This window comes from Polaribacter sp. P097, assembly GCF_036864555.1.
In the GTDB taxonomy this organism is placed as follows: Bacteria; Bacteroidota; Bacteroidia; order Flavobacteriales; family Flavobacteriaceae; genus Polaribacter.
In genome coordinates this window covers 1,555,432-1,575,987 of record NZ_JAZETJ010000001.1, presented here as the reverse complement: position 1 = coordinate 1,575,987, position 20,556 = coordinate 1,555,432, and the positions used below count along the sequence as shown (strand labels likewise).

Below are 20,556 nucleotides of genomic sequence, written 5' to 3'. Positions count from 1 at the left end.
TTTTTAATTTTTACCCCCTTTTTTTTTGATATCAATTTAAAATATTTGATTTTTGTACCATTAACATCTTACACTCAAGAATTATGGCAAAAATTAAATTAGAATACATTTGGTTAGATGGATATTTTCCAACTCAGAACATGAGAAGTAAAACCAAAGTAGAAGAACATGAAGATTTTCAAGGAACAGTTGAAGAATTAGGTATGTGGTCTTTTGATGGATCATCTACAAAACAAGCTTCAGGAGGTTCTTCAGATTGTTTATTAAAACCAGTTGCAATCTATCCAGATCCTGCAAGAATTAACGGTTATTTAGTAATGACTGAGGTTTTAAATGCAGATGGTACTCCACATGTTTCTAATGGTAGAGCTACAATTGAAGATGAAGATAACGATTTCTGGTTCGGTTTTGAACAAGAATACTTTATAATGGATACTAAAACACAATTACCTCTTGGTTTCCCAATTGGTGGTTATCCTGCACCTCAAGGAATGTACTACTGTTCTGTAGGTGGTAAAAATACACATGGTAGATTATTAGTTGAGAAACATGCAGATTTATGTATAGAAGCTGGTTTAAACTTTGAAGGTATTAACCAAGAAGTTGCTTCAGGTCAGTGGGAATTCCAATTATTTGCTAAAGGAGCTAAAAAAGCCGGAGACGAAATTTGGATTGCTCGTTATTTATTAGACAGATTAACTGAGCAATATGGTTACTATATAGACTATCATCCAAAACCATTAGGTAAAGATATGGACTGGAATGGTTCTGGTATGCATGCAAACTTCTCTAACACAACTTTAAGAACTTGTGGTTCTCAAGAGACTTATGAGAAAATTTGTGAAGCGTTTAGACCAGTTGTAAAAGAGCACATTGCTGTTTATGGTGAGTTTAACGACCAACGTTTAACAGGTGATCATGAAACAGCTTCAATCAATGATTTCTCTTATGGAATTTCTGATAGAGGTGCATCAATTAGAATACCAATTATTACCGTAGAAAAAGGTTGGAAAGGTTGGTTAGAAGACAGAAGACCTGCTTCTAATGGTGACCCATACAAAATTGCTGGTAGAATTATTAAAACAGTAAAATCTGCTAACATTAGCTAGATTGTAATAGTATATAAATGAAAAACTCCGAAATTAAAATTTCGGAGTTTTTTTATATAGAATAATTACTATTATTCTTGACTTGGAGGATATCTAGAAATAATTTCTTTAACAAATAGCTGAATTCTCTCTTCCTTCTTTTCTACGTTTTGCATTTTTAAAGCTCCTGTTCCAATACCTTGCCAAATCAACTCTTTTTTATCTTTATCTATAAAATCTACAAATAGTGTACCTTCTGTGTATTCAGATACACTTACATTATTGTTCATTCCACCCCACATCCAAGGGTTCCAACCCCATCCAAAACCATAACCCATATTAGTTTGGTTTACATTCACTTTTCTACGAGATTTTGTAAAAATACTAACCAACATATCTGGATTATCCGATTTCGTAAAACCCTTTGCTAAAAGTTCAGTTTCAATTGCTCTTAAAACACGTTTTTTATCTAAGCTAGAAATATCAGCTTTATCTATACCTGTTTTGTAAAAAGCAAACGTTTTGTATTTGTTAAAATCTGCTTTGGTATCATAATCTGTTACCACCTTTACAGTATTACAAGAACTGAATACAATAACTAAAGCAAACAGAAGAGGTTTTAAATTTTTCATAGAGATATCTTTTAATACGTTATTTATGGTAATATATAAGCAATAAGCATGCCAAAAAAACCTAACCTTTAAACTTAAGTTAAAGCTATTTTAAAACTCATAAAGAATCGTGTAATTTTTTAAGATTTTCGTAAATTGCAGCACTAAATTCAAAGTTTTATTACGAATGGAACAAATACCTGCTTACAAACCTAAACATAAAGTAAGAATTGTAACTGCTGCTGCCCTTTTTGATGGGCATGATGCTGCCATAAATATTATGCGTAGAATTATTCAATCTACAGGTGTAGAAGTAATTCATTTAGGGCATGATAGATCTGTAGAAGAAGTGGTCAATTGTGCCATACAAGAAGATGTAAATGCCATTGCAATTACATCATATCAAGGAGGTCATAATGAGTATTTTAAATATATGTATGATCTTTTAAAAGAAAAAGGAGCAGGCCATATTAAAATATTTGGTGGTGGAGGTGGAGTAATTCTACCAGAAGAAATCAAAGAATTGATGGATTATGGAATTACGAGAATTTATTCTCCTGATGATGGACGAGAGTTAGGTTTACAGGGAATGATTAATGACTTGGTTCAAAAATCTGACTATGCAATTGGTAATGAACTTGATATAGAATTATCAGATTTAGCGAATAAAGAAATCGGTGCCATTGCTAGAGTAATTTCTTCAGCAGAAAATTTTCCTGAAATTGCAAAAGATACCTTAGACAAAATACACACTAAAAATGAAAACTCAAAAACACCAGTATTAGGAATTACAGGTACAGGTGGTGCAGGTAAATCATCTTTAGTAGATGAATTGGTAAGACGTTTTTTAATCGATTTTCCTGAAAAAAGAATTGGTTTAATTTCTGTTGATCCTTCAAAAAGAAAAACTGGTGGTGCACTTTTAGGAGATAGAATTCGTATGAACGCTATAAATAATGAGCGTGTTTATATGCGTTCTTTAGCAACTCGTCAATCTAATTTAGCATTATCAAAATACGTGAATGAAGCTGTTCAAGTTTTAAAAGCAGCTGAGTTTGATTTAATTATTTTAGAAACTTCTGGAATTGGGCAATCTGATACAGAAATTATAGAGCATTCAGATACTTCTTTATACGTAATGACACCTGAATTTGGAGCTGCAACTCAGTTAGAGAAAATAGATATGTTAGATTTTGCTGATTTAGTTGCCATAAATAAGTTTGATAAAAGAGGTGCCCTAGATGCAATTCGCGATGTAAAAAAACAATACATGCGAAACAACAATTTATGGGACGTTCATATGGATGACATGCCTGTTTTTGGAACAATTGCATCTCAATTTAACGACCCAGGAATGAATACGTTATACAAACGTATTATGGATAAGCTAGTTGAAAAAACTGATGCTGACCTACATTCTAAAATGGAAATTACAACAGCAATGTCTGAAAAGATATTTGTAATTCCACCTGCTAGAATTCGTTATTTATCAGAAATTGCAGAGAACAATAGAGCTTATGATAACAAAGTAGATGAACAAGTTATTGTTGCCCAAAAATTATACGGAATTTATCAAACCATAAGCTCAATTGTAAATTCTGACATCACCTTAACTAAAACAGGTTTAGATAATGATGCAATTCTTAATCAGACTAACGAAGACAAAGAATTTGTAAAATTACTTTTAGCACAATTCGAAAAAGTAAAAATGAACTTAAATCCATACAATTGGGAAATCATTCTGAATTGGGACACCAAAGTTCAAAAATATAAAGACCCTATTTACTCTTTTAAAGTAAGAGATAGAGAAATAAAAATTGAAACGCACAGCGAATCACTTTCACACACTCAAATACCAAAGGTAGGTTTACCTAAATACCAAGCTTGGGGAGATTTGTTACGTTGGAATTTACAAGAAAATGTTCCTGGAGAATTCCCATATACAGCAGGTTTATATCCTTTTAAAAGAACAGGTGAAGACCCAACAAGAATGTTTGCTGGTGAAGGTGGACCTGAAAGAACCAACAGACGTTTTCATTATGTAAGTTTAGGCATGGATGCAAAAAGGCTTTCAACAGCTTTTGACTCTGTAACCTTATATGGTAATGATCCTGGTCATAGGCCTGATATTTATGGTAAAATTGGTAATGCAGGTGTTTCTATCTGTTGTTTAGATGATGCCAAGAAATTGTATTCTGGTTTCGATTTAAGTCATAATATGACTTCTGTTTCTATGACCATTAACGGTCCTGCACCTATGCTATTAGGTTTTTTTATGAATGCAGCCATTGATCAAAACTGTGAAAAATACATTATAGAACATAATCTTGAAGCTGATGTTGAAGCAAAATTCAAGGAAATTTATGATGATAATGGAATTGACAGACCTAAATATCAAGGTGAATTACCAGAAGGAAACAATGGTTTAGGATTAATGCTTTTAGGCTTAACAGGTGATTTAGTTTTACCTACTGATGTTTATCAGCAAATTAAAAAAGATACTCTAGCACAAGTTAGAGGTACTGTACAAGCAGATATTTTAAAAGAAGATCAAGCACAAAATACTTGTATTTTTTCTACCGAATTTGCTTTACGCTTAATGGGAGATGTGCAAGAATATTTTATAGATAAGCAAGTTAGAAACTTTTATTCGGTTTCTATTTCTGGATATCATATTGCAGAAGCTGGTGCAAATCCAATCACACAATTAGCGCTTACACTTTCTAATGGGTTTACATACGTAGAGTACTATTTAAGTCGTGGAATGGATATCAATAAATTCGGACCAAACTTGTCTTTTTTCTTCTCTAATGGAATAGATCCAGAATATTCAGTTATTGGTAGAGTGGCTCGTAAAATTTGGGCGAAAGCCATGAAAAATAAATATGGAGCAAATCCTAGAGCACAAATGTTAAAATATCACATTCAAACTTCTGGGCGTTCTTTACATGCGCAAGAAATTGATTTTAATGATATTAGAACTACACTTCAGGCTTTATACGCTATTAATGACAACTGTAATTCATTGCATACAAATGCATATGATGAAGCAATTACAACACCTACAGAAGAATCTGTAAGAAGAGCAATGGCTATACAGTTAATTATTAATAAAGAGTTAGGTTTATCTAAAAACGAAAATCCTATTCAAGGTGCTTTTATTATTGAAGAACTTACAGATTTAGTAGAAGAAGCTGTATTGTTAGAATTTGATAGAATTACAGAAAGAGGTGGTGTTTTAGGTGCTATGGAAACCATGTATCAGCGTTCTAAAATTCAAGAAGAAAGCTTGTATTATGAAACTTTAAAGCATACTGGAGAATTCCCAATTATTGGTGTAAATACTTTCTTAAGTTCTAAAGGATCTCCTACAGTGCAACCTGCAGAAGTGATTAGAGCTACTGAAGAAGAAAAGCAACAGCAAATTAAAACGAAGGAATTACTGAATAAAGCAAATCCGAAAAAGGTGGCAGAGCAAATTACTATATTACAAGATGCTGCTATTAATAACGAAAATCTTTTTGATAAACTGATGGAAGCTACTAAAGTCTGTTCTTTAGGGCAAATTACTGAAGCCTTATTTAAAGTAGGTGGACAATATAGGAGGAATATGTAGAAGGAAATCCCTTTAGATAATTAAAAAAATCCGTACACTTTGTGCGGATTTTTTATCTTTAATGAAAAATTTAAAAAATGAAAATATTAGGCATTGGCTCAAGAATTGAGCATTCTATATTTGGTGCAGGAGTTGTTACTAATGTTACCAGCAAACATTACTGGGTAACCTTCATAAAACAAGGTTTAGAAACCATAGAAATTGATAGCGACTTTGAAATAATTGAAGCTGTAGAAGATGAAGTGGATACCATTAGCCTTTATGAAGTTGAAAAATCACTTAAAAATTTATTGCAAAAATGGTCTGATGTTACTGAGATTGCACCTATTGCAGACAGATGGAAAAACGGAACTTTAATTTTTAGACCTGCAGACTCTAATTTAGCTGATAAAGAAATACCCATTGACACCTTTTTTCATAAGATAGTAATGGTTAGAGATCGAATTCGTGTGATGGAACAAAAAATAAATTCGAGTAAGACTTTAGATGATCAAGATAAAATTGATTTGCAGCAATACATTACCAGAATTTATGGAAGCTTAACAACATTTAATGTGCTTTTTAAATTAAAGTCAGATAATTTTGTGGGGGCTCGTTCTAAATAATGCGTCTTTTTAGTGCAATTCACGTCTACTCTAAAAAGTATCATGAATTCATCAATGTTAAAAAGAGGGTTTTATCAAGAAATAGAATTAGGTCTAAAAGCATTAAATTTTAAAGATTATAAAATAGCCTTTTATCATTTTGAAAATGCGCATATATTAGGACAAAAACATTTATACAGACATACAGTTAGTCATTATTGGATGTTTATTTTTGCTATTAAAACAAAGAACAGTAAAGAAATAGTTGGCCAAACTCTTAGAATTTTGGCCTCTTTACTATTTACTTCAGTGTGGGTTCCTAAAGGTAATACAGGTGGTACAAACATATCACCAATTAAAAAACTACCTATAAGAGAAGAACTAAAAAAATATTTTAAGTTTAATGCATCTTTTTAAACAATTTATGGTCTATTAATTGAACATTAAAATTTGATATTATGAAGCTTAAAAATGATTGTATTTGTAATTGTACACCTTGCATGAACAAAGATTGTAAAAACTGTACATGTACTAATTGTACTTGTGCCAATTGTAATTGTTAGTAAATGACAACAAAACAAGTTTGGACATCCTATTCTAAGGATTTAAAACGATTTATCATCAGCAAAGTAAAAGACAAAACTGTTGCTGATGATATTTTGCAGGATACTTTTATCAAAATTCACACAAAACTTCACACGTTAAAAGATATTAAAAAACTCAAATCTTGGATTTTTACAATCGCCAGAAATTCAATTTTAGATCATTGGAAAAACACCAATCAAACAATAGAAATTGAAAACTTTAAATTAGAAAGCGAAGTTCAAGAAAACCTGCATACAGAGCAAGATTGTTTGCGAGGCATACTTAAAAATTTACCAAAAAAATATAGAGACCCTTTATTTTTATCTGATATTAAGGGATTAAAACAACAAGAAATAGCAGCCCAACTAAATCAACCATTATCTACTACAAAATCACAAATTCAAAGAGCTCGAAAACTAATAGCTAAAGGTTTTATGGATTGTTGTGGCTTTACATTAAATGAGCAAGGTAATTTAGTTGGCGAAATTCAAGAAAAAGAAGATTGTAAGGTTTGTAAATAATTTAAGAATAAACTTGTTTCTTTTTTATTTACCTTAGATGCAATTCTAAACTCAAATAAAATGGCATTACTAAAGAAAGAAGATATTAGTCAAGAAGTTTTTGATTTATATGATGATTATGCACACAACAAATTAACCAGAAAACAATTTTTAGAGAAACTTTCTTTATATGCAGTAGGTGCAATTACATTGCCAGCCTTGCTTAGCTTTATATCTCCAAATTATATTGATAGTATTTTGGTACAGCCTAATGACCCAAGGTTAGATTCAAAAATGATTAATTACGAATCTCCAAAAGGAGGTCAAAAAATGAAAGGCTTACTTTCTATTCCAAAAAATAGTACAGAAAAATTACCTGGAATTTTAGTGGTTCATGAAAACAGAGGTTTAAATCCTTATATAAAAGATGTTGGCAGAAGAGCAGCTTTAGATGGTTATATAACATTAGCTCCAGACGCTTTAGCGCCTTTAGGTGGTTATCCTGGAAATGATGACGAAGGACGTGCAATGCAAAGAAAAAGAGATAGAAATGAAATGATCGAAGATTTTATTGCAGGTTATCATTATTTAAAGAATCATAAAAATTGTAATGGAAAAATAGGTGTAGTTGGCTTTTGTTTTGGAGGTTATATTTCAAATATTTTAGCGGTTAGAATTCCAGAATTAGCAGCTTCTGTTCCTTATTATGGCAGACAGCCTTCTGCTGAAGATGCTGCAAAAGTTAAAGCGCCTTTATTATTACAATATGCTGGTTTAGATAAAAGAGTAAATGCTGGCTGGCCTGATTATGAAAAAATATTAAAGGAAAATAACGTTACTTATACTGCACATTTTTATCCTGATGTAAATCATGGTTTTCACAACAATACCACACCAAGATATGATGAAGAAGCTGCAGATTTATCTTGGGCCAGAACTATGGACTTTTTTAAAACACATTTAAAAGGCTAAATATATAGTGAGCAAAAAACAATTAATTAGCAAAGAGCTCGAAAATTTTTACAACAAAGCTTCAGAAGAAACTCGTCTAGAAAGAGGCATGGGTATTTTTGAATTTGAGCGCATTAAAGAATTAATAACAAAACATATTTCAAAACCAAATTGTACTATTGTTGATGTTGGTGGAGGAACAGGAAAATATAGTGAGTGGCTTGCAAAAGAAGGGCATGATGTACATCTAATAGAGCCTGTACCTAAACACATAAAATTAGCCCAAAAAAGAGCTAACAAACTAAAAAATAAATTTGTTGTTACTTTAGGTGAAGCCAGAGATTTACCATTAAAACCAGAGTTAGCAGATATTGTTATTCTACATGGACCTTTGTATCATTTACAAAAAAGAGAAGATAGAATTAGTGCTATTCAAGAAGCAAAACGTGTCTTAAAAAAAGGTGGAATAGTTTTAGCTTTTGCCATTAATGCTACAGCTTCTACAGTTGTTGGTTTAATGAACGGAATGATACATGCAAACTCATTTTTTGAGATGTGTAAAGAAGAACTAACCTCTGGCATTCATAACGCACCCAAAGACTTTCCGTTTTTATTAGCAGACGCATATTATCATAATCCGACCGATTTAAAATCTGAATTTTTAGAAAATGATTTCGAATTTCTAAATCTTTTTGCGGTTGAAGGAATGATTTGGTTAGACAATGAATATTTTGCAAATATGCTAGATAAAAAGAAATCCAAAACATTAAAAGCTTTGCAAAAACTTACTGAAAATGATGAATACTTGCTACCTTTCAGCCCTCACATGATGCTTGCTGCTCGTAAATAATTTATAAAAAATCTAAGTATTTCATATCTACAATTTCTTCTATTTTACTAATTGACGTGATACTTACTGTTTCAATTAATTTTCGCTTCATTCTGGTTGTAACTTCAGGCTCGCCCAAATCTGTATTGTTATGGAATTCTAAAACATTTGCTACAGAAAATTTGTCATTTTCTTTCAGCCAGTTTTGAAACCATTCTTGTCTTTTCTCTTTCATATCATTAGTATATAAAGTAGATGATGACCAAATTCTGGGAGTTTTATCTAACTGATGAAAGTGTTTTGTTTCTCCATCCCAAACCAATTCAAATAACTTAAGATCTACACTATAATCTAACAATAGCAGCGTAAAAGGCTCAATATTACGTAAACCTAATCTATTGATATAAATTTCTGCATCATCTGCAGTTAAAACATTTTTTACAATAACACCTCTACTTAAAGCATAAGGCAAAGTACGTTTATGATTTTTGTAGGCCCCATTTAACAAACAAACTGCCCTATCTTTTTCGCTTGTACCAATCCAAGTACCTCCTGCAACAACATCTTTAGGGTACACTACCTCTACCCCGTTTTCTAAATATCCTTTAGGTGGAATTGTTTTTCTTAACGGAGTTTCATCCCTGTTAGAAGTAAGTATAAAACCATTATTAGGTAAAGGCAAAAAAGTAACTGTACACATTTTTAATTGGCTAAAATCTAGTGGCAAGTTACGAAATCGTTTGATTTAAAATTGGTAACTTTGTAGCATAAAATAATCGAATAAAATTTATACAAATGGCAAGAGGATTTTTTAATGTTCCAGTTGCAGTAAACGAACCTGTTAAAGGGTATGCACCTGGCTCTCCAGAAAGAGAAGAGTTATTAGCAACTTATAAAGAAATGTTTAATGGCAATGTAGATGTGCCAATGCATATTAATGGTAAAGAAGTAAGAACAGGTAATACTAAAAACATTACACCTCCTCATGATCATCAACATGTTGTTGGGCAATACCATACAGCAGATAAAACTCATGTAGATGAAGCAATTGCTACTGCATTAGCTGCAAGAGAGGCTTGGTCTTCTGTTTCTTGGATGGAAAGAGCATCAATTTTTCTTAAGGCTGCAGAATTATTAGCTGGGCCTTATAGAGCTAGAATGAATGCTTCTACCATGATTGCACAATCTAAAAATGTACATCAAGCAGAAATTGATGCTGCTTGTGAAATGATAGATTTCTTTAGATTTAATGTACAATACATGACTGATATTTTTAAAGATCAGCCACAATCTGCTCCTGGAATTTGGAATAGAGTTGAGTACAGACCATTAGAGGGTTTTGTGTACGCAATTTCACCTTTTAACTTTACATCTATTGCAGCAAACTTGCCTGCGGCTGCAGCTTTAATGGGTAATGTTGTAGTTTGGAAACCATCTGATCATCAAGCATATTCTGCACAAGTTATTGTAGATTTATTTAAAGAAGCTGGTTTACCTGATGGTGTAATAAATGTTGTTTACGGAGATCCTGTTATGATTTCTGATGCATGTTTATCTTCTCCAGATTTTTCTGGGTTACACTTTACAGGTTCTACACATGTATTTAAAAACCTTTGGAAACAAATTGGTAATAATATTCATACCTACAAAACATACCCTAGAATAGTTGGAGAAACTGGAGGTAAAGATTTTATTTGGGCTCACAATTCAGCTAATCCTTTACAAGTAGCTACAGCAATTACTAGAGGATCTTTTGAATATCAAGGTCAGAAATGTTCTGCTGCTTCACGTGCTTACATTCCTGCTTCTATTTGGGATGATGTGTTAAAACACCTGAAACAACAAACATCAGAATTAAAAATGGGTTCTCCAGAAAATCCAGATAATTTTGTAAATGCAGTGATACACCAAGGTTCTTTCGATAAAATTGCAAAATATATTGATGCTGCTAAAGAAAATGAAAATGCAGAAATTATTATTGGTGGTGGTCATGACAAATCTAAAGGATATTTCATTGAGCCAACTGTAATTTTAGCTAAAAATGCAACCTACGAAACTATGACAACTGAGTTATTTGGCCCAGTTATGACAGTTTACATTTATGAGGATGATAAATGGGAAGCTTCTTTAGAATTGGTAGATCAATCTACAGAATATGCATTAACAGGAGCTATATTTTCTACTGATAGATATATTGTTGAAAAAGCATCTAAAGCATTAGAAAATGCTGCAGGTAATTTTTACATTAATGATAAACCAACAGGAGCTGTGGTAGGTCAGCAACCATTTGGAGGAGCAAGAGCTTCTGGGACAAATGACAAAGCTGGATCCGCACAAAACTTGTTAAGATGGACGTCTGTTAGATTAATAAAAGAAACTTTTGTTACTCCACAAGATTACAAATATCCATTTTTAGGATAGAAAATAAGTATCAAAAGAAAAGCCTCATCAATTGATGAGGCTTTTTTAATTATTCTATTTTTTTAATTTGCTGTAAAAGACCAGATTTGGCCAATTGATTTTGCGCCAGCTTCATCTTTCACATTCACTTTCCAATAATAGGTTGCACCAGCTGTTGCATTAACGCTAAAACTTTTTGCACTTACAGCATCATCTACTAAAGCAGGATCTGCATTCTCACCAAAAAACACCTCGTAAGTTAATACATCATCTAAGTTAGGATCTCCAGCTTTCCAAGTCAATTCTAAAGCACCACTAGCAACAATAGCGTTATTATTAGGTGTTAATAGTTGCGAAGTAAAAGGAACGTAATTCTGTTCTCCATCACCTTTTGTATAAAATGCAAATATTTCTGAAGAGCTACCTAAATTGTTATTCACATCAAGTGCATCTACTTTCCAATAATAAGCAGTTTCTTTTTCTAAGGTAATATCAATTTGACTTTCAGTTAAAGTTCTATTTTCTACAACATCTGTTAACGCTCTATCTTTTGCAATAATAATATTGTATTCTACATCATTATTTTCTGGATCTATAGCTTCTGTCCAATTAAAAGTAATGGTGTTTTCTATGCACAGTAAATCTGATGAAGGAAACACTAAGTCTACTTCACTAGGTGCTTGATTTACCTTTTTAGAACAGTTTATTAGTAAAGCACAACAAACTATTAGTACTAATTTTATATATGCTTTTTTCATCGTTTTAAAATTTTGATAGGTGTTGAGTTTGCAACAGACAATTTCAAAATATAAAGTCCGTTTGCATACTCTTGAAAAGGAATTCGTAAAACATCATTTTCTGGTGTAAACTCTTTTCTAAAAATAAGTTTGCCATTAATATCAAACACTGTAGTTTCTATTGAAGAATTTGCAGTACCAATTGGTAATTGCAACTCAATAAAATCTTTAACAGGATTTTGTTTTAAAATTATATCACCTATACTTTTTTGAAATAAACCTTCACAATCTTTTGCTGTTTTAACCTCTAACTTTCCTGTTTCATTTATCTCTAAATCAAAATTCTTTTCGCTGGTAACAGCAATAAGTTTACTATTCAAATACACATTAAAAGGTGCTGTACCTTGCTGAATGTTAAACGAATATGTGTTCGTTGATTTTGCAGAAGTGAGTTTTAAACTTATTGGCTGCGCTTCTTCTATTGTTACTTCAAAACAATTAGTAGTATTCAAAGTAGTTGTAGTTATGCAAATTTCATAATCTCCAGGAGCTGCATCAAACAAAATAAAATTACTTGAATTAAACGTTTGATTGATATTTGTTGATGGACTAGTAATTTGTAATTGCCTAGAGAAACCATCAGATTTGTTATCAATTTGTATAATTCCATCATTCTCATCTACACAACTTTCTGCTGTTGTTAAGATAGAAAAGCCATCAATTTCTGCAACAGTAACTGAATAATCTTCAGTTTCACCCCATTCTGTAAGATGATCGGCATCACAAGCACCTAAACCAAAACCATTAGATGGATCATCATACTCGATAATTACTCTCATTCTTGTTTGCCCAAATCTTGCATCACTTGGTACAGTGATATCAAAAGTTCTTGTACCCACATCATTTAATTCTGTACCTAAATCGTATCTTTCTGTATCATTATCAAACACAAAATCTTGATTCCAATCTATAAAAACATAGCAATGATCTTGAAAGCCTGCTGTATCGAAAGTTACGCTAACTGTTCTCGTATCTCCTCTTAAAACATTGGTGTTTAAACTTGTAAAATCTTGATAACCATCTTCCATATCATTACCAGAATCGTTATTTATACTGCCAAAAGTTACATTGGTTATATGTTCTGAACCTCCTGGTTCGTCTGTAAAAGTTGAGGCACAATAAGCTGCATTTAGCGTTGTAAAAGTAAACGGATTAGAAAAATTACCTTCTCCACAATCGTTCTTTGGCTTTACTCGCCAAAAATACGTTGTAACCCCATCTAAATTAGTAGTTGTGTATGAATTTGTATCGACATTTCCAGATGATACCACATTTGTAAAATTGGTATCTGTAGCTATTTCAACATCATAAGTTATTGCATTTGCATCAGCCTCCCAAGTTAATTGGCTTGTTAAAAGAATATCTGTTGCATTGTTTGCAGGTGATGATAATGTGATGTCATTAAAAGTATTTGTTGTTAATTTAAAATCAACATCTATACTTTGATTTACTGATGTTGAGGTTCCTAGAACACTTACTATATAATCTCCTGCAGTTTTACCATCTAAATTTGAAATTGTTAAAACTACATCACCATCAGCACTAATTGTAGCAGGTGTAAAAGTAGTAGTTGCGCCTGTTGGTTCACCAGTAGTTGCTAAACTTACAGTATCTGAAAAACCATTTACAAAATCGAAATTTAATGTATAACTTACTGTTTCATTATTAATGTTACAAGCTGTTTGTAAACCACTTGTATTATTAATTACAAACGTTGGATCTACAGAATTGATAACAAAATTAGTACTATTAACATTGTAAAAAATATTATCTACGGCCTCTACCATAATTCTTGCAGTACTTGTTGCATTGTCTGGAACTATAATAGTTTCTGTACCATCATTTGTAGTATTACTTTTTAATAAAATAGGAAAAGTAGCCCCACCATCTGTAGATAATCTAATATTTACCAAACTACAATTTATAGGAGCTACATCTGTATTGCCTTTATTCCAAGTGATGGTTTGTGTAGAACCTACATTCCAAGTTACGTTGGTAGAAGGTGCATCTACAGTAAAAGGTGTTTCATCTACTACTGTTATTTCTACATCATCTCTAACTGTACTTCCTCCACCAGCATTATTGTCTCTTACTGTAAAAGAAAAATTAAAGCTTCTAGCCACATCTGGCAAAACCTCCCAAGTTGTAGCATTATTACCTGCAACTATCGTGGTTAAATCTGGCATATAACGAATTGGCGTTACTTTAGATGGCAAAGACCTAAACATTGGCCCAACTGTATTCGTTGCTGCAGGTGGCATAGCACCTACTTCATTATCAAGTTGTTCCCAATTGTAGGTAAGAGAATTTAAACCATCTGCATCATTTGCTGTACCCACTAATTTAAAAGGAGTAGATTTTGGAATTGTATAATCTAAACCTGCATCTGCAGTTGGTGCTGCATTATTGGTGTCAGTAACTGTAGCACAACCACCTGAAGTTTGAATATGATTCCACATTTGTGCAATACTTACTGAATGAAAATAATCATCACTATTTCCATTTACATTTCCTGATTGAACATTAGGCGAACAAATACCTGCATAACCCATAATTGTAGAACCACTTCCTGGTTCTACAGCAGTTGCCAACGTTCTATTACAATTGTTATTTTGTGTGTGAGTTGCACCAAATTGATGTCCAATTTCATGGGCTACAAAATCAATGTCATAAGGATCTCCAACAGGCTGTGACCTACCAGTAACACCTCTAGCTTTTTGGCCTGTTACACAAGCAACACCCAAACCTGCTAAACCATCTCCACCAACACTAAAAATATGCCCAATATCGTAATTTGCATTACCGATAACATTATCACAAATAGTTTGAACTTCGTCAATCATTGCATCTGGATCACCATCTGTTATATTATCTGTATTCTCATCCAAGAAAATTATTTCATCATTATTGCCAACAATCTCTAATTTTACAGATAAGTCTTTTTCAAAAATTCCATTTAATCTTGTTACAGAAGTATTCATCGCTGATAATACTGCAGCTTTTTTTACAGCATCTGAAGCAGTTGTTGGTATGTTTTGCTGACCTGCCCCCAAATGAAATTGAGCATATTCACCACTACAAACTAAAGCCAATCTGTATGTTCTTAACTTGCCATCATCTGCATTTTTAAAACTATTTGTAAATGAAAAATCATTTTTAGCAGAATCTTCTACTTGGCATTTAAAATCTTCATCAACTTTATTTAAACTATTTCTATTATAAGTAATATAAGCTTTATTGTCTTTTGAATAAGGATCTACATACACTGTTTCCTGCAAAGCAGAAAAAATAACAGCATGAAAACCATCTGTACCAAAACTTAATTTAGCAACAGCTGTTGCATCATCTATACCCTGAGCTGTATATGATTTAATAGAAGGAAATTTCTGTTGTAATTCTTTACTAAAATTGGAAGTTTCCCTCACCATAAAACGCTGCATAACACCCTCACTATTAGGTAAAAGAATTAAGACAGCTTTTTCTGAAGTAGATTTATTTAAAGTTTGTTGAAAACTTGAAGTTTCTAGATTTAGTAGTTGATATTTGTTAGGAAAATTTTCTTTCTGATAAACTTCCTTTTTTTGTTGTGCAAACTCTGTTGGATTTAATGAAGTCCAAAATTGTTGCGCTTTTGTTTGTGTAACACTAAATAGTATTACTGCTAAAAGCATAAAATGAGCTATTTTCCTCTTCATAAACTGTATTTAAAACACGATTATATCTTTCAAATATAAACATTTATTTACCTTTGTAGTCGTAATTATGAATAGAAACATACTACTTAAAGACCTTTCTTTAAAAGACTATAAAGAAACCTGGGACTACCAAACTGAGTTATTGCAAGAGATTGTTGATACAAAAATTTCTAATCGAAGAAATTCAGAGTCTGAAATAACCAAAAATCATTTTTTGTTTGTAGAGCATCCTCATGTATATACTTTAGGTAAAAGTGGCGATTTAAGTAACCTATTATTAAACGAAACACAACTTAAAGAAAAAGGAGCTACATTCTATAAAATTAACAGAGGTGGTGATATCACCTATCATGGACCAGGACAAATAGTGGGCTATCCAATTTTAGATTTAGAGAATTTTTTTACAGATATTCATAAGTATTTGCGTTTGTTAGAAGAAACCATAATTTTAACAATTGCTGAATATGGAATTGAAAGTACTAGAAGCGAAGGTGAAACTGGAGTTTGGCTAGATGTTGGAACGCCTTTTGCTCGTAAAATTTGTGCTATGGGTATACGTTCTTCGAGATGGGTTACTATGCATGGTTTTGCACTTAATGCAAATGCAGATCTTGGTTATTTTGATAACATTATTCCATGTGGAATTCGAGGTAAGGCTGTAACTTCTATGGAAGCTGAATTAGACAGAAAAGTAGATATAGAAGAAGTTAAAAAGAAAATTTTAAAACACTTTAAAACACTATTTGAAGTAGAAAATTTTATAGCATCTTAACTTATTTTTCTTCGTTAAAATACACTTTATAGTATTTCATTTTTTTCTCTTCATCATATCCTCTTTCTAGGTATTCAGAAGCAGCATCTGGTGCATCTACATCTAATTTTATACTTATATCAGTATCTAATTTTATTTCTGTTTTTAGCTTACTTTTCTCTTTCTTTAAAACTACACCAGAAACATCAAAATTATTTCTAATTAAAACATCATTCAAGTTTTCATAATGCTTTTTGTAATCTTCAAATAAATCTTTGTGCTTGTCTTCTTCAAAGATTTCATCTTTAAAATTATGATAATCTACAGTTTCATGTTCTTTAAAATAATCTACTGTATTTGCTAAAAAATTACCTTGTTCGTGTTTGCCAAATTCTGGTTTAATTACTTCTTCCGAAAATTCTTTACAAAGCTCTAAATAATTTTGAGTATGTGAATTGTAATCGTCTGCTAGCTTAACACCAAGAAAATTTTTGATCCAATATTGAGCATCATAATTGTTATTATCTACAGAAAAAACAACTGTACCTTCTGTATCTGAAGTATTTAAAATTAAACAACCTTTATCTATTTTTCTAGTTGATATTCCTTTTTGAACCACAACATCAAAACTATCATTATCATCTAAATAGGTCTGAAAGAAATCGACTTTATTTTCGATTTTGAAAACACCAACTGCTTCTGTTAGCACATCTTTATACTCAATACCTTCTATAAAAACAACAATAACATCACCTGTTTTTATTTGAGCAGAATTAGACTGTTCATACAAGTGATTAACCATATTTTTAGAAAACTCTACAAACGCGCTTTCATCTTTAAAAATTTCTGTAGCGTAATTGTTTAACTCATTTAAACGAACATCTGCATGATGTGAAAAGCGATAACTTTGCGTTAGAGAACCAAAAGGTTTAAGAAGAAAGTTTTTCATTAAATCATAACTCTCTTGATCAAAACGAATTAAATCTTCAGAAAAAACATTTTGCCCACTATTAAATTTATTGGCAACCTTATGTAATATACACTTTGTAATTTCTGCTCTCGTTTTTTTAATCATCTCTAAAAATTTGGAGGGTAAAAATAGAAAAAGTTTGTGGCTAAAAATCTAATTATCCATAAAAATCTTGCCTTAAACTTTTATTTTTTTTTGAATGGAAATCATAATGTTTACATCGCAACTTAACAATTACAACTTTAATTTAAGTTGTTCAGGCAATAATTTAAACGATTTTCTATGATGAATAGTGGCTCCAAATTTACGAATAGCATCTCTGTGCTCTTTGGTTGGGTAGCCTTTATTTTTTTGCCAATTGTACATGCTAAATTCTTGATGAATCTTCTCCATATATTCATCTCTATAAGTTTTTGCCAAAACTGATGCTGCAGCAATACTTAGAAATTTTGCATCGCCTTTTACAATAGTTTCATGAGGAATTTCTTTATAATTTCTAAACTTATTCCCATCAACAATAATAAATTCTGGTGTAACTTCTAATGCTTCGATTGCTCTGTGCATACCTGTAATTGAAGCTTGGAGCACATTTATTTTATCTACCTCTTCTTGATACACAAAAGATACAGCATGTGCAATTGCGTTTTCTTCAATAATTGGTTTTAAAATTTGCCTATTTTTCTCGGATAATTGCTTGGAATCGTTTAAAAGTGGATGAGAAAAATTCTTAGGTAATATAACAGCAGCTGCCACAACTGGCCCAGACAAACAACCTCTACCTGCTTCATCTGTACCTGCTTCTAAAAGGCAACCACTATAATTTGATTTTAACATAACACAAAGAAAATAAAATTATAATTAACAGATATACATATAATTATTAACAACAATTTTCGTTTAATTATTTTACATTTGCCCTTGTTGATTTTTAGAATGAAAAAAACATTTGTCCTTTCTTTTTTACTATTTATACTTTCACTTAGTAGCTTGCATAGCCAGAGAAAATTAGGTGCTGGCGCTAAAAGAGAAAAAACAACTACCATTGGCTTAGATGGTAAAGTAGATACTTTAAACACAACTGGATCTACAAAAGTTATTTTATCTGGAAAAACAAAATGGACAGATTATAAAATAATTTCTCATCATAGAGATACCACTTATATTGATACTACTCTAAGCATTAAAAAAGATTACAAATTTAATTATTTGAGAACCGATAATTTTGAGTTGCTCCCTTTTCATAATCAAGGGCAAACTTTTAATAATTTAGGATATAGTTATAATAATATTTTAAGGCTACCAGATTTTGGTTTTAGTGCAAAACAAGTTAGCTATTTAGAAGTTGACGATATTAAGTACTTTGATGTGCCTACACCTACCACAGAAATTATGTACAGAACAGGTTTGCAGCAAGGTCAAGTTGTAGATGCTATTTTTACACTAAATTTTTCTAAACGATTAAACGTTTCGCTTTCTTACAAAGGTTTAAGGTCTTTAGGAGCTTACAGAAACTCTTTAGTAAGTAATGGAAATTTTAGAGGTACGTTCAGGTATAGAACTAAAAATAATCAATATGAAATTAGAGGGCATTTAACTACTCAAGATTTCTATCATCAAGAAAATGGCGGATTAACTGCGGATGCTCTAGACAATTTTATAAACGAGGACCCAAATTTTGACCAACGTTCTAGACTAGATGTTAATTTAAATGATGCAGAAAGTCAATTTGATGCCACAAGAATTTATTTAGAACACAGTTATAAACTTTTGGCGAACAAAGATACTTTATCTGATAAAGACTTTAGTAATTTAAAGATTGGCCATGTTTTTACTAATGAAAATAAAAGTTATGGCTTTAATCAAACCACAAATACTACTGCAATTTTTGGTGATGCAAATGCAACTGAAGCTACAAATACAGATGCTGATAGCAAGTTAACAAACAACGAATTGAATTTAGAATTCAATTCTAAATATGTACTTGGTCAATTTAAAGCTAAAGTAAATTTAACCAATTACAATTATGGGTATGATACTATTTTAAATCAAAATAGTACCATAAATAAATTAAGGCTCGAGAGCAATGCCATTTCTTTTGGGGCTGATTGGAATGCCAGAATTAAAAACTTTAATCTAAATGCTGATGCCTCTATAACTCCAGGATCTGGAAGGTTATCTGGTAATTATTTAAGAGGAACAGCTGTTTATGAAAAAGATAGTTTATTTGCAATTAAAGGTTCTCTTTTAATCAGTTCTAAATCTCCAAATTTTAATACGTTATTGCATCAAAGTAGCTATGATGATTACAATTGGCAAAATGAATTTAGCAATGTAAATACTAGAGATTTAGGTTTTGCTTTTAGCTCTAAATGGTTAAATGGTTCTGTGAATTTTACCAACATTGATAACTATACCTATTTTGATGAAGATAGCAAACCTCAACAATTTGCAGATCAAATCACATACTTGAAAGTAAAAGCGAATCGTGAATTTAAATTCTGGAAACTGGCTTTAGATAACACAGTAATGTATCAAAATGTTAGTAATGGAAACTCAGTATTTAGGGTACCAGAATTTGTTACCAGAAACACGTTTTATTATTCTGATAATTGGTTTAAAGGAGATGCCATGTTTGTTAATATTGGTGTAACTTTTAAATACTTTACAGCATATAATGTAAATGCTTATAACCCTTTATTGGCTGAATTTAGACTTCAGAATGATGAGGAAATAGGTTTTCCAACTATAGATGTATTCTTTAATGCTAGAGTTAGAAGAACCCGCTTGTATTTAAAGGTAGATAATGTTACTTCTGGTTTTACTAAAAAGAATTATTTCTCTGCACCTAATTATCCTTACAGAGATTTTACAGTGCGTTTTGGTTTGGTTTGGAATTGGTTTATATAACCAAACAAAAGCAAATTATGTTTTATGAAAAATCAACTTAAAAATAACTGGAAATTATTTCTAATTGCAAGCTTAACTTTGGGCTTAGCTCCATTTAATCCTCCTCACTTATTAGGCAAAATTCAATGGATTTTAGGTGGCAATGCTTTTGATTCAGAAAACGGTATGCACGCTGCAGATTGGTTTGATGTTCTCTTACATGGATTACCTTGGCTATTGCTTATTATTTCTGCAATGCTCAATCTTTTCAGTTTCAAAAAAACTAAATAATT

The 20,556-nt window shown here is 31.6% G+C and carries 17 protein-coding genes; 11 read left to right on the top strand and 6 right to left on the bottom strand.

Annotation, left to right across the window (positions count from 1 at the left end; genetic code table 11):
* Window positions 1-83: 83 nt before the first annotated feature.
* Window positions 84-1,109 carry a glutamine synthetase beta-grasp domain-containing protein gene (locus tag V7R38_RS07210; protein ID WP_015480946.1) on the top strand — a complete coding sequence of 342 codons (1,026 nt, stop codon included), beginning with the start codon at window positions 84-86 and terminating at the stop codon, window positions 1,107-1,109.
* 71 nt (window positions 1,110-1,180) lie between these two features.
* On the opposite strand, the gene V7R38_RS07205 is transcribed toward V7R38_RS07210, so the two are convergent.
* The gene (locus V7R38_RS07205) at window positions 1,181-1,720 is read right to left on the bottom strand and encodes a DUF4136 domain-containing protein (protein WP_015480947.1); all 540 of its coding nucleotides are present in this window, start codon (window positions 1,718-1,720) and stop codon (window positions 1,181-1,183) included.
* Between the two features lie 166 nt (window positions 1,721-1,886).
* On the opposite strand from V7R38_RS07205, the gene V7R38_RS07200 reads away from it, so the two are divergent.
* The 6 genes from V7R38_RS07200 to V7R38_RS07175 all read left to right on the top strand — a co-directional run bounded on the left by V7R38_RS07200 (window position 1,887) and on the right by V7R38_RS07175 (window position 8,785).
* Window positions 1,887-5,315 carry a methylmalonyl-CoA mutase family protein gene (locus tag V7R38_RS07200; RefSeq protein WP_334057062.1) on the top strand — a complete coding sequence of 1,143 codons (3,429 nt, stop codon included), beginning with the start codon at window positions 1,887-1,889 and terminating at the stop codon, window positions 5,313-5,315.
* A 77-nt stretch (window positions 5,316-5,392) separates the two neighbouring features.
* Window positions 5,393-5,920, top strand: a complete 528-nt coding sequence (locus tag V7R38_RS07195) for a hypothetical protein (protein WP_334057060.1) — start codon at window positions 5,393-5,395, stop codon at window positions 5,918-5,920.
* Window positions 5,921-5,962: 42 nt separating this feature from the next.
* Window positions 5,963-6,316 carry a DUF3703 domain-containing protein gene (locus V7R38_RS07190; protein WP_334057058.1) on the top strand — a complete coding sequence of 118 codons (354 nt, stop codon included), beginning with the start codon at window positions 5,963-5,965 and terminating at the stop codon, window positions 6,314-6,316.
* 149 nt (window positions 6,317-6,465) lie between these two features.
* Window positions 6,466-7,005, top strand: a complete 540-nt coding sequence (locus V7R38_RS07185) for a sigma-70 family RNA polymerase sigma factor (RefSeq protein WP_334057056.1) — start codon at window positions 6,466-6,468, stop codon at window positions 7,003-7,005.
* A gap of 60 nt (window positions 7,006-7,065) precedes the next feature.
* Window positions 7,066-7,956 (top strand): dienelactone hydrolase family protein, encoded by an 891-nt coding sequence (locus tag V7R38_RS07180; protein ID WP_334057054.1) that lies wholly within the window; start codon window positions 7,066-7,068, stop codon window positions 7,954-7,956.
* A 7-nt stretch (window positions 7,957-7,963) separates the two neighbouring features.
* A complete protein-coding gene (locus V7R38_RS07175; RefSeq protein ID WP_334057052.1) occupies window positions 7,964-8,785 on the top strand; it encodes a class I SAM-dependent methyltransferase in 822 nt (273 codons plus the stop codon).
* Window position 8,786: 1 nt separating this feature from the next.
* On the opposite strand, the gene V7R38_RS07170 is transcribed toward V7R38_RS07175, so the two are convergent.
* Window positions 8,787-9,464, bottom strand: a complete 678-nt coding sequence (locus V7R38_RS07170) for an NRDE family protein (RefSeq protein WP_334057050.1) — start codon at window positions 9,462-9,464, stop codon at window positions 8,787-8,789.
* A gap of 95 nt (window positions 9,465-9,559) precedes the next feature.
* Between V7R38_RS07170 and pruA the strand changes: the two genes are divergently transcribed.
* A complete protein-coding gene (pruA, locus tag V7R38_RS07165) occupies window positions 9,560-11,185 on the top strand; it encodes an L-glutamate gamma-semialdehyde dehydrogenase (RefSeq protein ID WP_334057048.1) in 1,626 nt (541 codons plus the stop codon).
* 62 nt (window positions 11,186-11,247) lie between these two features.
* Here the strand turns inward: pruA and V7R38_RS07160 are convergent, their stop codons facing one another.
* A complete protein-coding gene (locus V7R38_RS07160; RefSeq protein WP_334057046.1) occupies window positions 11,248-11,922 on the bottom strand; it encodes a hypothetical protein in 675 nt (224 codons plus the stop codon).
* A complete protein-coding gene (locus V7R38_RS07155; protein ID WP_334057045.1) occupies window positions 11,919-15,656 on the bottom strand; it encodes a reprolysin-like metallopeptidase in 3,738 nt (1,245 codons plus the stop codon). The genes V7R38_RS07160 and V7R38_RS07155 overlap by 4 nt, the downstream gene beginning before the upstream one ends.
* A 67-nt stretch (window positions 15,657-15,723) precedes the next feature.
* Between V7R38_RS07155 and lipB the strand changes: the two genes are divergently transcribed.
* Window positions 15,724-16,428: a lipoyl(octanoyl) transferase LipB gene (gene lipB / locus V7R38_RS07150; RefSeq protein WP_334057043.1), complete on the top strand. Its 705-nt coding sequence runs from the start codon at window positions 15,724-15,726 to the stop codon at window positions 16,426-16,428.
* Window position 16,429: 1 nt separating this feature from the next.
* Here the strand turns inward: lipB and V7R38_RS07145 are convergent, their stop codons facing one another.
* Together V7R38_RS07145 and V7R38_RS07140 are read right to left on the bottom strand one after the other, a co-directional pair.
* On the bottom strand, window positions 16,430-17,482 hold the full coding sequence (locus V7R38_RS07145) for a nucleoid-associated protein (protein WP_334057041.1): 1,053 nt from the start codon (window positions 17,480-17,482) through the stop codon (window positions 16,430-16,432).
* Window positions 17,483-17,611: 129 nt separating this feature from the next.
* Window positions 17,612-18,211, bottom strand: coding sequence for a ribonuclease HII (locus V7R38_RS07140; RefSeq protein WP_334057039.1), 600 nt, complete (start codon window positions 18,209-18,211; stop codon window positions 17,612-17,614).
* A gap of 99 nt (window positions 18,212-18,310) precedes the next feature.
* Between V7R38_RS07140 and V7R38_RS07135 the strand changes: the two genes are divergently transcribed.
* Both V7R38_RS07135 and V7R38_RS07130 read left to right on the top strand, forming a co-directional pair.
* On the top strand, window positions 18,311-20,284 hold the full coding sequence (locus V7R38_RS07135) for a putative porin (RefSeq protein ID WP_334057037.1): 1,974 nt from the start codon (window positions 18,311-18,313) through the stop codon (window positions 20,282-20,284).
* 24 nt (window positions 20,285-20,308) lie between these two features.
* Window positions 20,309-20,554: a hypothetical protein gene (locus tag V7R38_RS07130; RefSeq protein WP_334057036.1), complete on the top strand. Its 246-nt coding sequence runs from the start codon at window positions 20,309-20,311 to the stop codon at window positions 20,552-20,554.
* Window positions 20,555-20,556 lie beyond the last annotated feature (2 nt).